General features: G+C 70.5%; 8 protein-coding genes. 2 read left to right on the top strand and 6 right to left on the bottom strand.

The genetic code is table 11. From position 1 onward, the window contains the following. Positions 1–22: 22 nt before the first annotated feature. From AB0D01_RS04580 to AB0D01_RS04570, 3 genes are all read right to left on the bottom strand, one after another. On the bottom strand, positions 23–1,741 hold the full coding sequence (locus tag AB0D01_RS04580) for a protein kinase family protein (RefSeq protein WP_363053533.1): 1,719 nt from the start codon (positions 1,739–1,741) through the stop codon (positions 23–25). 126 nt (positions 1,742–1,867) lie between these two features. Further along, the gene (gene murJ, locus AB0D01_RS04575) at positions 1,868–4,060 is read right to left on the bottom strand and encodes a murein biosynthesis integral membrane protein MurJ (RefSeq protein ID WP_363053532.1); all 2,193 of its coding nucleotides are present in this window, start codon (positions 4,058–4,060) and stop codon (positions 1,868–1,870) included. Positions 4,061–4,106: 46 nt separating this feature from the next. Further along, complete coding sequence (locus AB0D01_RS04570; RefSeq protein WP_363053531.1) at positions 4,107–6,374, bottom strand: DUF6049 family protein; 2,268 nt, start codon at positions 6,372–6,374, stop codon at positions 4,107–4,109. 183 nt (positions 6,375–6,557) lie between these two features. Between AB0D01_RS04570 and AB0D01_RS04565 the strand changes: the two genes are divergently transcribed. Continuing rightward, complete coding sequence (locus tag AB0D01_RS04565) at positions 6,558–8,042, top strand: CCA tRNA nucleotidyltransferase (protein WP_363053530.1); 1,485 nt, start codon at positions 6,558–6,560, stop codon at positions 8,040–8,042. A 117-nt stretch (positions 8,043–8,159) separates the two neighbouring features. Here AB0D01_RS04565 and AB0D01_RS04560 read toward each other — a convergent pair whose 3' ends face one another. From AB0D01_RS04560 to AB0D01_RS04550, 3 genes are all read right to left on the bottom strand, one after another. Continuing rightward, positions 8,160–9,455 (bottom strand): MFS transporter, encoded by a 1,296-nt coding sequence (locus tag AB0D01_RS04560; RefSeq protein WP_363053529.1) that lies wholly within the window; start codon positions 9,453–9,455, stop codon positions 8,160–8,162. 113 nt (positions 9,456–9,568) lie between these two features. Continuing rightward, positions 9,569–10,651, bottom strand: a complete 1,083-nt coding sequence (locus tag AB0D01_RS04555; protein ID WP_363053528.1) for an inositol-3-phosphate synthase — start codon at positions 10,649–10,651, stop codon at positions 9,569–9,571. Between the two features lie 50 nt (positions 10,652–10,701). After that, complete coding sequence (locus AB0D01_RS04550; protein WP_363053527.1) at positions 10,702–11,304, bottom strand: helix-turn-helix transcriptional regulator; 603 nt, start codon at positions 11,302–11,304, stop codon at positions 10,702–10,704. A 271-nt stretch (positions 11,305–11,575) separates the two neighbouring features. Between AB0D01_RS04550 and AB0D01_RS04545 the strand changes: the two genes are divergently transcribed. Further along, the gene (locus AB0D01_RS04545; RefSeq protein ID WP_363053526.1) at positions 11,576–14,227 is read left to right on the top strand and encodes a transglycosylase domain-containing protein; all 2,652 of its coding nucleotides are present in this window, start codon (positions 11,576–11,578) and stop codon (positions 14,225–14,227) included. Positions 14,228–14,232: the final 5 nt, after the last annotated feature.

The raw sequence follows: 14,232 nt of genomic DNA, 5'->3' as shown, positions 1-14,232 counted from the left end.
TGAGCCCCTCCCCCTGTGTGCGTCAGCCCTTGAACTTCACATCCGTGATGCCCTGCTTGTAACCGGCCTGGCTGAAGTCGTCGTAGCCCGCGTAGGGGACTTCGGTGATCCACAGCAGGACGTAGCGCGCCTTGACCGGCGTCTCGACGGTCAGGTTGACGCTGGAGTCCTTGGTCGTCGCCCCCACGATCTTCTTCATGCCGTCGACCGAGTTCTTCGGGTGCATGGAGTCGGCCGCGTACAGCGCCAGGGTGGTGTGGTCGCCCGCGTGCTTCAACGCTATCGAGGCGGCCCTGACCTCCTGCTCGGAGCCGAGGTCGTAGATGATCCCGACGCCGGACTTGATCTCGAACTTGGGGCCCTCGTTGTAGCTCTTCGTGCGCCAGTAGCTGGAGCTGTCCGCGTCGAAGGTCTTGGAGACCCCGTCGGCGTTCTGCGCCTTGCCGTCCGGGTAGTACTCGGCGGCGCCCTTGATGGAGAGGGGGACGGGGTCCTTCTTCTCCGCGGTGCCGTCGGGCCCCTGCTGCGTCGACTGGTTGGTGTCGCCGTTCTGCTTGTTGTGGTCGAGCAGGGAGTCGGCGAGCTGCCAGCTGCCCAGGCCGAGGGCGGCGATGAGCAGCGCGGCCACGCCCCACTTGAGGGCACGGCCGGTCCGGCTCTGGAGCGGGGGCGGCGGGGGGCCGACCACGACGGACTGGGCCGTGGTCATGCCGGTGGCCAGGGGACGGCCGTAGCTGCCCTGCTGGTAGGTGGTGTGCTGGTACTCCGGGGGCGCCGTGAAGGCGGGCTCCGGCGGCCGGATGCGCGGCATCGCGGCGACCGCCTTCGAGAGCTCCTCCGGGGTGGTGCAGGCGGGCTCCTGGCGGGACGCGGTGGCGCCGTCGTTGGCGAGGGCCCGCATGGCCAGCTCGCCCAGTCCCCGGTGCACGCCCGCGCGGACCTGGTCGGGGGCGATCAGCCCGATGCCCTTGGGCAGGCCGGCCAGCCCGTAGGCGTCGGTCTCGTAGGGCCACCGCTGGGTGAGGGCGGCGTACAGCAGGGCACCGATGGCCTCGGTGTCGGCCCGCTGCGGGGTGTCGCTCGTGATGCCGCGCAGGGCGGCGTTCACGGCGAGACCGCGGATGCGGTACTGGCCGCTCGACGTCCGCAGTATCGCGCTCGGGGTCAGGCGCAGGTGGGAGAGGCCCTCCCGGTGCGCCGCCGCCATGGCCTGGGAGACCTGGCTGACGAGCTGGTAGGCCTCGTGGGGCTCCAGCGGTCCGGCGGCGAGGACGGCGGTGAGTTCCGTGGCGTCCGGCAGCCACTCGTGGACCACGTAGACGAGGTCGTTCTCCTCGACGGCGTCGAGGACCTGGACGAACCGGGGGTCGCCGAGCAGAGCGGAGGAGCGGGCGGCGGCCAGGACGGTGCGGGCCCGCGGGTGGTCCGCGGGCAGCAGGTGGACCCCCACCGCGCGGCGCAGCTTCTCGTCCATCGCGCGCCAGCTGCTGAATCCGTCCAGACGGGTGACGCACTCCTCGAGGCGGTAGCGCCTCGCGAGCTTGTGGCCGCTGTGGAGTTCGGGCGCGGCCGCGGGTGCCGCACCGGCGCGTTCGCCGTCCTTTTCGGGCATGGATCCGTCCGCGGCTCGTCCGTTCTGGGTGTCCACCCCGTCGGCCGTGGCCTTGGCCGCGTGCGCGGCCGGCGGCTGCTCGCCGCTGTTGTCGGCCACGTCGACGGCAGCCGTGCTACGTTCCGCCACCGTCGTCCCTGCCTCCCCATCCGTTGCGCGCTGTCGGCCAGTCTGCGAAGCCATGCCAATTGTGCCCACAGTCCGGCGCTCCGCACGACACGCGAAGAGGTCTCGAATCGGGGGCGGGTGGACGCATCAGCGTCCCAGACGTCCGCGGACCATCCCGACCATGGCGTTGAGCTCTTCGATCCGCATCCGCTTCGCGGCGACGAGGAACACCGCGCCCAGGGCCGCGGCGCCCGCCACGAGGGCCGCGAGGGAGCCGAGCGCCCCGTTGCCCAGCCAGAGGGTGACCCCGTAGGCCACGGCCCCGGCGACGGCCGCTGCCGGGACGCAGGCGCCGATCAGGCGGGTGTAGGTGCGCATGACGTGGGCGCCGTCGAGGTCGCCGCCCAGACGGTTCTTCAGGCGGCGCCAGGCCACACCGACTCCGACCGCGTAGCCGAGGCCGTAGGCGGCTCCCATGCCGACGACGGCCCAGCGGGCCGGCAGCACGAAGAAGGCGAGGGCGGAGACGCTCGCGTTGACCGCGGCGACGATGACCGTGTTGTAGAAGGGGGTCCGGGTGTCCTCGTAGGCGTAGAAGCCGCGCAGGACCACGTACTGCACGGAGTACGGGATCAGGCCGAGGCCGAACGCCATCAGGATGAAGCCGATGTTGGTGGCGTCGTCGGCGCCGGTGCTCGCGTACAGCAGCGTGGACATCGGTACGCCGAGCGCGAGGAAGGCGAAGGCGCAGGGGACGATCGCCACGGCCGAGGTGCGCAGGCCGTAGGAGATGTCGTCGCGGACGGCGGCGGCGTCGCCGTCGTGGGCGGAGCGCGAGATGCGGGGCAGCACGGCCGTCATGACGGAGACGGTGATGATGGCCTGCGGCATCTGCCACAGGAGCAGGGCGTAGTTGTAGCCGGTGATGCCGGTACCGCCGTGGCCCTGCTTGTCGGCGACCTCACCCGCCCAGGTGGCGAGCTGGGTGACGACGACCAGGCCGATCTGGTTGGCGAGGACGAAGAAGAAGGTCCACTTGGCCAGGCCCGCGGCCTTGCCGAGGCCGTGGCCCTTCCAGTCGAAGCGCAGGCGCGGCCGGAAGCCGGCGTCGCGGAGGTAGGGGAGCATCGCGAGGGACTGGACGGCGAGGCCGAGCAGGGTGCCGATGCCCAACAGGCGGACGCCCTCGGGGGTGATGGTCGCCTCGGTGACGCCGGTGCTGGTGAAACCGCCGAAGGCCCAGATGAAGGCGCCGAAGGTGGCGATGACGACGATGTTGTTGAGGACCGGGGTCCACATCATCGCGCCGAACCGGCCGCGGGCGTTGAGGATCTGACCGAGCACCACGTGCACGCCCATGAAGAACATGGTGGGCAGGCAGTAGTGCGCGAAGGCCACCGCGATGTCCATGCGTTCCGGACTGTCGGCGATCTTCTGCGACATCATCGCGATGAACAGCGGTGCCGCGAACACGCAGATGGTGGTCACCGCGCCCAGCAGCACCACGACCAGGGTGAGCAGGCGGTTGGCGTACGCCTCGCCGCCGTCCTCGTCGTTCTTCATGGCCCGGACGAGCTGTGGGATGAAGACCGCGTTGAGGGCGCCGCCGCCGACGAGCACGTAGATCATCGTCGGGAGGGTGTTGGCGACCTGGTAGCTGTCGTTGAGGGAGGCGACGCCGATGGCGCCGGCGATCACCAGCGTGCGCGCGAAGCCGGTGATGCGGGAGACGATCGTGCCCGCGGCCATCAGGGCGCTGGACTTCATCAGGCCGGCGGCCCGCCCGGCGGGCTTCGTCGGGGCGGGGGCCGCCACGGGCGCCTCCTCCACCGGGGGACGCGGTACCGCCTGCTGGTCGCGGTAGAGGTGGGTGAAGGCGTCCGGTTCCTGCTGCTCCTCCGCGGCGCTGGTCACCAGGGAGTCCACTCCGACGAACTGCGTCGTCGTCGCGTGGTCGCCGTAGGGGAGGTGGCGGGAGGGGCCGTCCGGCTCGGGGGGCGGGGTCTGCGCCCAGACGCGGGGGTCGGGGCCGTGGGAGTGGGCCTGCGGGGCCGCGTAGAGCGGGCCTGCCTCCTGGTAGGTGCCCGGCGGCGGCGGGGGGTGGGAGGCGCGGTCGTAGAGCACCTCGGCCACGGGGTCCTGGGCCGACAGGTCCTGGCCCCGGTAGGGGTCGTGGTCGTAGGCGTCCTGGACGTAGGGGTCGTGGACGTACGGGTCGTGTTCCGGCGCGGGCGCGGGCGCCGGAACCTGTCCGGGCACCGGAGTGCCCGGGGCAGTGCCCTGGGAGGGCGTCGGCCCACCAGTGCCCTGCGCTCGGTCACCGTCGTACGGCGCGTTCATCGCAACCCCACCTCATCGTCCCCAGGCCGACCGGCCACGGCATTGCTCAACGGTCCACTGTCTCACCCGTGCCGGACCCCTCCGCGCTTTGCGGTTCGGTGTCCGGGGACTCGTCACTCGGCTGCGTGCTGTCCTCGGCGACCGCACGCGCGGCGACGCGCTTGCGGCTGGCGTACATCTTGATGCCTGCCAGGACCAGCAGGAGAACACCGCCGGCGATGACGAGCATGACGGTGGGGGTGATCTCGGTTGCCTCGACGGTGAACTTCCGTTCCTTGCCGTACGGCACGCCGTCCTTGGTGAAGAGACGTGCGGTGACCTCGACGGGACCGCTCGCAGTGGCGTTGGCGGTGAACTTTACCGTCTGGCTGTGCCCGCCCTGGACGGTGACTTCCTGTTCCGCTTCGCCGCTGTCGCCGAACATCAGACGCGTGGGATTGGCGGACTTCACGCGGAGCACGAGGTTGTGGACGTCCTGCACCAGGCTGTTCTGGACGCTGACCGGGATCGTCGCGCTGTGTCCGGACAGGGTGGCGTCCGACTTCGGGACGACCTTGACCTTCTCGGTCAGTCCCAGCAGGTACTCCTGGACCTGGTCGCGGTACTCGCGGGCCTGGTCGGGGCGACCGCGCCAGGAGGTCGACATCTCCCGGTTGGTGGTGTTCCCGAAGGGGATCTCGACCCGGTCCGGGGCCGTCAGGATGACCTTGAAGTGGTCGAGGGTGTTCTGCGTGGTGCGGATCTGCTCGAAGGCCGAGACGGGAAGCTCTTCCTTGGCGAGCGACTCCGGATACTGGCCGGCGCCGGGCACCTGCGTCGCGGCCCCCGGGTCGGGCTTGGCCGCGGCCGCAGCCTCCAGGTCGGAGGGCTGCGTCCAGCGGGCGCCCTGGAGCCCGCGCAGGGCGCTCGCCATCGACTCCGCCTGGGTGGCCGTGGGCCTGCGCTGGGGGGTCACCACGTAGCTGCGCGGCTCCGGGCTGTCGTGCAGGTTCAGGGCGAGGCTGTGGGCCAGGAACTGCTGCACGGCCAGGGTGGAGCCGCCCGCGCGGGCCATGTCGCCCTCGAAGGCGGTGGAGAGCTCCGCGTCCGCGACCACGGCGGTGGTGCCGGCGCCGATGGGGCGGGCGGCCGTCGGGGTGTAGCCGAGGGCGCCGGTCTCCTGGAGGCTGTCGCTGCGGGTCAGGACGTTGTGCGCGCCGGCCGAGGTGGCGACGTTGACGATCGACGGGTCGATCGCGCCGTCCACGGGCCAGGAGAAGTCGGTCGACGGCGTGACGTGGAGCACCGTCTCGACGGTGTCCCTCGCCTTGTCGGTCGCGGGCCGGAGCTGGCCCAGGGTGCCCGAGACGTCCTTGCCGTGGTGGGCGAGGGAGGCCAGGTCCGGGTCGGCGAAGGGCAGGGCGACGACCTTCTTGCCCTGGACGGCGCTCTCCAGGGAGTTCAGCCACTGCTCGGCGACGGCCTTGTTCCGCCCCTGGACGGGCTTGCCGCCCGGTTCGGGGCTGCGGACCCGGTAGCCCTTCGTCATGGCGTCGACGGTGGTCAGCAGGTCGGGGTCGATGACCCAGGTGATCGGCAGGTCCTTGCCGAGCGAGACCATGCGCTCCAGTCGGCCGCCGGGCCGCAGCTCGTCCGCGAGCGAGTCGTCGAGGAACACGGGGGTCTGGAGCTCGTCCGAGCCCGTTTCCGCCGTGACGTGGGTGGTGGAGACCAGCGGCCACACATAGGTCAGGGAGGAGCGCTTGGCGGCCGGGTCGGGCTGCCAGGGCAGGAACGTCCGCTGGATCCCGAGGACCTGCTCGTTCGGTCGGCTGTCGGTGGCCCCGGACAGGGAGACCCCGAGCTGGTAGACGCCGTCCGCGCCCAGGTCGAGCCGGTTGACCGGGACCTTGATCGTGAACTGCTGGTCGACCTTGGAGGGCAGCGAGTCGATCTTCACGGAGAAGGCCTGGTCGATCTCGCCCGGATCGACCCCGGGCCGGAACCCCTTGCGGTCGGCGACCTCGTCGATGGCCGACCGGTCGCCCAGCCGGGGACCGACGCGCAGACCGACGTGGGCGTTCTTGATCGTCTCGCGGCCGTTGTTGACCACCGTGCCCGAGATCGTCAGCGTGTCGCTCTTGACCGGCGCGCTGGGCGCCACCTCGGTCAGCTGCACGTCGACGGCGGAATCGGCCGCCTGCGCCGGCGGGGCGGGGGCGTAGATCAACGCGGCGAGCACCGGCGTCCCGGTGAGCAGGACGGCCGCCCGTCGCAGCCACCGGCGCCGGGCAGGGGCGGGCGACGCCCCGTGGTTCTCTGCCGCCTCGGCCACGCGCTCGCCCGTCCCTCGAAGTGTCAGTGGTCGTCGGTTGTGCGTCCACGCATGGTAACGAGGTGCGCTGTGCGCGAGTGCCGCGGCTTGCTCCACATGATCGGGACCGCCGGGGGCGCGGGATGGCGGGGCCTGCGGAAACGGGGGAGCCCGGACCGGGCGGGCCACGTACTCTTTTTTGTTGTGCCGAACGCCAATGAAGACAACCCCAGTGCCCTGAGTCAGGTGCAGCGCCGCGCGGTCAGTGAACTGCTGCGGGTCGCGCCCGTCGCCGACGAGCTCGGCCGCCGCTTCCAGGAGGCGGGCTTCCGCCTCGCCCTGGTCGGAGGCTCCGTCCGTGACGCGTTGCTCGGGCGTCTCGGCAACGACCTCGACTTCACCACCGACGCGCGTCCCGAGGACGTCCTCAAGATCGTGCGGCCCTGGGCCGACTCGGTGTGGGACATCGGCATCGCCTTCGGCACGATCGGCGCCCAGAAGGCGGCCCGCGTCGGGGGCGCCGAGCGGAGCTTCCAGATCGAGGTGACCACGTACCGCTCCGAGGCGTACGACCGCACCTCCCGCAAGCCCGAGGTCTCCTACGGCGACTCGATCGAGGAAGACCTCGTCCGGCGCGACTTCACCGTCAACGCCATGGCGCTGGCCCTGCCCGAGCAGGAGTTCGTGGACCCCCACGGCGGCCTGGAGGACCTGGCCGCCGGGGTGCTGCGCACGCCCGGCACCCCCGAGGAGTCCTTCTCCGACGATCCGCTGCGCATGCTGCGCGCGGCCCGTTTCGCCGCGCAGCTGGACTTCGAGGTGGCGCCCGAGGTGGTGACCGCGATGAAGGAGATGTCGGACCGGATCGAGATCGTCTCGGCGGAGCGGATCCAGGGTGAGCTGAACAAGCTCCTGCTGTCCGCGCACCCCCGCAAGGGCCTGGGGCTGCTCGTGGACACCGGGCTCGCGGACCGGGTGCTGCCGGAGCTGCCCGCGCTGCGTCTGGAGAGCGACGAGCACCACCGCCACAAGGACGTCTACGACCACTCGCTGATCGTGCTGGAGCAGGCGATCGCGCTGGAGGAGGACGGTCCGGACCTGGTGCTGCGGCTCGCGGCCCTGCTGCACGACATCGGCAAGCCCCGCACCCGCCGATTCGAGAGCGACGGTCGGGTCTCCTTCCACCACCACGAGGTGGTGGGCGCGAAGATGACCAAGAAGCGCATGACGGCGCTGAAGTACTCGAACGACATGGTCAAGGACGTGTCCCGGCTGGTGGAGCTGCACCTGCGCTTCCACGGCTACGGGGACGGCGAGTGGACCGACTCGGCGGTGCGGCGCTACGTCCGCGACGCCGGTCCGCTGCTCGACCGGCTGCACAAGCTGACCCGGTCGGACTGCACCACGCGCAACAAGCGCAAGGCCAACGCCCTCTCCCGTACCTATGACGGGCTGGAGGAGCGGATCGCCCAGCTCCAGGAGCAGGAGGAGCTGGACGCGATCCGCCCCGACCTGGACGGCAACGAGATCCAGCAGATCCTGGAGATCAAGCCGGGCCCCGCGGTGGGCAAGGCCTACGCCTTCCTGCTGGACCTGCGTCTGGAGAACGGCCCGATGGGGCACGACGCCGCCGTCGCCGCCCTCAAGGAGTGGTGGGCCGCGCAGACCGCCGCGACCCCGGGCGCCTGACGTGTGATCCTCCGCGTCGATGTCCGTCGACGGCTGCCGATGTTTCACGTGAAACATCGACAGCCATCGACAGGCGTCGACGCGGAGGCCCGGCGCCGCGTCCGGGTGCGCGATGTTTCACGTGAAACGTCGCCGGCGCCCCTCGCGGGGCGAGCTCTGTCCCTGTCGGCGCAGGAGCGCGGCCGTGCCGCCGTAGATCAGGGCCACGCCGATGATCAGCGCGACGGACCGGCCGTCGACGGGGAGCATGAGCGCGGAGACCGCGGCGGCTCCGACGAAGGCGACGTTGAACAGCACGTCGTAGACCGAGAAGACCCGGCCCCGGAAGTCGTCGTCCACCCGGGACTGCACGACCGTGTCGGTGGAGATCTTCGCGCCCTGCGTGGCCAGACCGAGGACGAACGCGGCCACGAGCATCGGCCCGGGGGCGAAGAACAGCCCCAGCGCCGGGACCAGCACGGCCGAGCCGGCGGCGCAGCAGCCGATCCAGGCAGCGGGGCCCAGCCGGGTCACGAGCCAGGGCGTGATCACGGCCGCCGCGAAGAACCCGGCACCGGAGACCCCGACGGCGATGCCCAGCAGGGCCAGGCCGTCCGACTCGTTGTCCGACCAGGAGTAGCGGCAGAGCATGAGCAGCATCACCGTGAGCGCCCCGTAGCAGAACCGCATCAGGGTCATCGCGGTGAGCGCCAGGGCGGCCTCGCGCCGCTCGGCCAGGTGCCGCAGGCCCTCGACCATGCCGCGGGCGGTGAGCGCGATCCCCTCCAGCGGCGAGGGGTGGACCCTGCCGGGAGGATGGTCGGGCCCCAGGAGGTCGACGGCCAGGCGCAGGGCGACGAGGGCCGCGCCCAGGTAGAGGGCGGCGCCCAGCAGCACCACCACGGCGTTGGAGCCCGAGCCCAGGAGCCGCACGAGGAAGGCCAGGCCGCCGCCGGCGACGGCGGCGAGGGTCCCGGCGGTGGGCGAGAGGGCGTTCGCCGTGACCAGCAGGGCGGGGTCGACGACGCGGGGCAGGGAAGCGGCGAGGCCGGCGAGGACGAAGCGGTTCACGGCGGTCACGGACAGGGCGGAGGCGTAGAAGAGCCAGTCCGGTACGTGGGCCACGATCAGCATGCCGGTCACGCAGGCGAGGAAGGCCCGCAGGAGGTTGCCGTAGAGGAAGACCTGGCGACGGTGCCAGCGGTCGAGCAGGACCCCGGCGAAGGGGCCGATCACCGAGTAGGGCAGCAACAGGACGGCCATGGCCGAGGCGATGGCCGCGGGCGAGGCCTGCTTCTCCGGGGAGAACACCACGTAGGTGGCGAGCGCGACCTGGTAGACACCGTCGGCGGCCTGCGAGAGCAGCCGTACGGCGAGCAGGTTGCGGAAGTCCCTCAGGCGCAGGAGTACGCGCAGATCACGTACGACAGGCATGAGGGCAAGGGTCACATACGCCGTGGGTCCCCGGACACATTGTCCGGGGACCCACGGCGGAAGATCAGTCGAAGACCGGGTGTCCCGAAGGGACGCGCGGATCCTCGCGGCGACTAGCGCTCGACCTCGCCCTTGATGAACTTCTCGACGTTCGCGTAGGCCTCGTCGTCGAAGTACTGGACCGGCGGGGACTTCATGAAGTAGCTGGAGGCCGACAGGATCGGGCCACCGACGCCGCGGTCCTTGGCGATCTTCGCGGCGCGCAGGGCGTCGATGATGACACCGGCGGAGTTCGGGGAGTCCCACACCTCGAGCTTGTACTCGAGGTTCAGCGGGACGTCGCCGAAGGCGCGACCCTCGAGGCGGACGTAGGCCCACTTGCGGTCGTCGAGCCACGCGACGTAGTCGGACGGGCCGATGTGGACGTTCTTCTCGCCGAGCTCACGGTCGGGGATCTGCGAGGTGACGGCCTGCGTCTTGGAGATCTTCTTCGACTCGAGGCGGTCGCGCTCGAGCATGTTCTTGAAGTCCATGTTGCCGCCGACGTTGAGCTGCATGGTGCGCTCGAGACGGACACCGCGGTCCTCGAACAGCTTCGCCATCACGCGGTGCGTGATGGTGGCGCCGACCTGGGACTTGATGTCGTCGCCGACGATCGGGACACCGGCCTCGGTGAACTTGTCGGCCCACTCCTTGGTGCCGGCGATGAAGACCGGGAGGGCGTTGACGAAGGCGACCTTGGCGTCGATGGCGCACTGGGCGTAGAACTTCGCCGCGTCCTCGGAACCGACGGGCAGGTAGCAGATCAGGACGTCGACCTGACGGTCCTTGAGGATCTGGACGACGTCGACGGGGGCCTCGGCGGACTCCTCGATCGTCAGGCGGTAGTACTTGCCCAGGCCGTCCAGGGTGTGGCCGCGCTGGACGGTCACGCCGGAGTTCGGGACGTCGCAGATCTTGATGGTGTTGTTCTCGCTGGCGCCGATGGCGTCGGAGAGGTCGAGGCCGACCTTCTTCGCGTCGACGTCGAACGCGGCGACGAACTCGATGTCGCGCACGTGGTAGTCGCCGAACTGGACGTGCATCAGCCCGGGGACCTTGGACGCCGGGTCGGCGTCCTTGTAGTACTCGACGCCCTGCACCAGCGAGGCGGCGCAGTTGCCCACGCCGACGATGGCTACGCGAACCGAACCCATTCCGGTTGCTCCCTGTTTGTTCTCGGAACGAGGCCTGCGAGATGCAGGCCTCACTTTGCAGTGTGGTCGGGCGGACCGGGTCGTCTGCGATCCCGTCCCGCCCGCTCGCTCTCGATGAGCTCGTTCAGCCAGCGCACTTCCCGCTCCACGGATTCCATTCCGTGGCGTTGCAGTTCGAGCGTGTAGTCGTCGAGACGCTCCCGGGTCCGGGCGAGGGAGGCGCGCATCTTTTCGAGGCGCTCCTCCAGCCGGCTGCGGCGGCCTTCCAGCACGCGCATCCGCACGTCTCGTTCGGTCTGGCCGAAGAAGGCGAAGCGAGCGGCGAAGGACTCGTCTTCCCAGGTGTCGGGGCCGGTGTGGGACAGGAGCTCCTCGAAGTGCTCCTTGCCCGCTGCCGTCAACCGGTAGACGATCTTGGCGCGGCGCCCTGCGAGTGAAGCGGCGAGTGCGTCCTCCGGGGCGCTGCCCGGCTCCTCGATCAACCAGCCGTTGGCGACCAGCGTCTTGAGGCAGGGATAGAGGGTCCCGTAGCTGAACGCCCTGAAGACCCCCAGCGAGGTGTTGAGCCGCTTGCGCAGCTCGTAACCGTGCATGGGGGATTCGCGAAGCAGGCCGAGGACGGCGAACTCGAGGATGCCGGAGCGTCTGCTCATCCGCCTGCCTCTCTCTGCCTCTGAGTTTATGTCGAGCTGATGTATCGGCTCGATACATCCAGACGATAGAACGGGTGGACTCCGGCTACAAGTGGTGGCGTGGTGACCGGCGTCACATCACCAATTCGTACGACGTGAAGTGCCTGATTTGGGGTGAACTTCGGCACTGGTCGGGTTTTGACCGTGCGTAGTCTGTGCGGGCAGAAACCGCGCTAACCGGAATCCGTTTGCCGCTTCCAGGCCACTCGCCTGCCCGAGGAGTAGTCGTTCGATGAGCGAGCACCGCCGCAAACCGCCGCAGTCCCAGGGCGGCGGCCGCGCCGCCTCCCGCCGGGCTGCCCAGCAGCGCCCGGGACGGGGCGCCGGTCCCGGGCGGGAGACACCCCCCGGCTCCCCCGCCGGCCCGCCGGGCGGCCAGGCCCCGTACGGCGGTCGCGCCGACGCCCGCCGGGCCGACCGCCGCGCGGCCCCCGGCCGCGGACGCCCCGCGGGCAGGGGGGACCGCGGCGGAAACCGGCTCATCGACTACCCCCGCGCGGGCAAGGCCGGTTGGAAGCGCTTCGTCCCCTCCTGGAAGCTGGTCGGCGGCACCTTCCTCGGCTTCTTCGCCGTCATCGTGGCGGGCGCCGGCATCGGCATCGCCAGCGTGGGCACGCCCGACGCCAACAAGGCGGCGGAGGCGCAGAACAACGTCTTCCAGTGGGCCGACGGCACGCAGATGGTCGCCACGGGCGGTTCCACGAACCGCCAGATCGTCAGCATCGACCAGATCCCGGTGTCGATGCGGAACGCCGTGATCGCCGCGGAGAACGAGTCCTTCGAGACGGACAAGGGCGTCGACCCGATGGGCATCGCCCGCGCCGTGGTGAACATGGCCACCGGCGGCTCCACCCAGGGCGGCTCGACCATCACCCAGCAGTACGTGAAGAACACGTACCTGGACTCCGAGCAGACCCTCAAGCGCAAGGCCACCGAGCTGTTCATCGCGCTGCGCCTGGGCATGACGGAGGAGAAGGACGTCGTCCTCGCCGGCTACCTGAACACCGCCTACTACGGTCGGGACGCCTACGGGATCCAGGCCGCCGCCCGCGCCTACTTCGGCAAGGACTGCAAGGACCTCAACCCGTCCGAGAGCGCCTTCCTCGCCTCCCTGCTCAAGGGTCCGAACCTCTACAACCCGGACGGCGGCATCGGCACCGCCGCCACCCCCGAGGCCAACGAGAAGCGCGCCCGCGCCCGCTGGGCCTGGGTCCTCGACCGCGAGGTCGCCGTCGGCCGGATGACGAAGGCCGAGCGCGACAAGTACAAGGACTCCGACTTCCCGGCCCGCGTGGAGTCCGAGCAGGCCCGCGGCATGGGCGGGCAGACCGGCTACCTCGTCGACGTGGCCAAGGCCTACGTGATGAAGACCGGCGACATCACCGCGGAGAAGCTGGCCATGGGCGGCTACACGATCCGCACCACCTTCGAGAAGCCCCGGGTCGACGCCCTCGTGAAGGCCGTCGAGGACACCCGCAACGACTTCCTCGACGTGAAGAAGCGCCCCGAGTACGACACGTTCGTGCAGGTCGGAGCGGCCTCGGTGGACGTGAAGACGGGAGCGATCGTCGCCCTGTACGGCGGTCCCGGCTTCGACCAGAAGCACTTCAGCAACAACGCCAACACCTCCGGCGTCCCCGTCGGCTCGACCTGGAAGCCCTACGTCCTGGCCGCGGCCATGCAGTACGGCACGCAGAACTCCAAGGGCGCGGGCATCTCGATCGACAGCAAGTACAACGGCGACGACCTCGCGGTGATCAACAACCGGGAGGGCAAGCCGCTGCTCGGCTCCAACGGCCAGCCCTTCCGCCAGAAGAACGAGAGCCCCGAGGCCCACGGCTACGTGACCCTCAACGAGGCGATGCGCCAGTCGATCAACGTGCCCTTCGCCCAGCTCGTCTTCGACGTCGGCCACAGCAAGGTCCGCTCGGTGGCCAAGTCCACGGGCATCCTGGAGGAGTCGATGGACGCGAACAACAACGCCTCCTTCGCCCTCGGCACCTCGACGCCCAGCGCCATCCGCATGGCCGACTCCTACGCGACCTTCGCCGCCTCCGGCACCCACCGCGAGCCCTACTCGGTGCAGTCGGTCGTCAAGGGCGGCAAGGAACTGCCCGGGTTCGAGCCCCCGAAGGAGGCCCGGGCCATGGACGACGACATCGCCGACAACATCACCAAGGTGCTCCGCAACGTCGTCGAGAACGGCACCGGCACCAAGGCGAAGAAGCTGGGCCGGCCGGCCGCCGGCAAGACCGGCACCACCGACCAGAACAAGTCGGCCTGGTTCGTCGGCTACACCCCGCAGCTGTCCACCTCGGTGACCCTCTTCCGCAACGACCCGAACGCCAAGGGCAAGGACCGCAAGCTGCTGTCCATGAACCACGTGGGCGGTGTCGACTCCATCCACGGTGGTGACATCCCGGCCGTGATCTGGACCGAGTACATGCGCGAGGCCCTCAAGGACACCCCGGTCAAGCAGTTCCCCGAGGCCGAGGACATCGGCGTCACCGCGGACGCGGCCGGCGCGCCCACCCCGACTCCGGCGGCGTCCCCGTCGCCGTCGGTCTCCCCCTCCACCTCCCCCTCGCCCTCCCCCTCGACGGTCTCGCCCTCCCCGTCCGACGACGGCAAGCCGACCTGCCGCCCCGGCCCGTGGAACCTGTGCGACCCGACGCACAGCGGCGGCGCGGGCAACGGAGGAAACGGCGGCAACGGCCCCGGCGGAGGCAACGGCGGCCGCGGCGGCACCACCAACGGCGGACTGCCCACCGGCGGCAACGACGGGGGCGCCGGCGGCGGCGAGCCCTCCCCGACGTACACGGGCCGGCCCGGCCGTCCCGGCGGTACGACCAACTGGGGAGCCAACATGGGCATCGGCGGCTGACCCCC

Source organism: Streptomyces sp. NPDC048606 (assembly GCF_040650855.1).
Taxonomy (GTDB): Bacteria; Actinomycetota; Actinomycetes; order Streptomycetales; family Streptomycetaceae; genus Streptomyces.
Note: the sequence above shows the minus strand (reverse complement) of the source record. Positions and strands in the feature narration are given on the sequence as shown.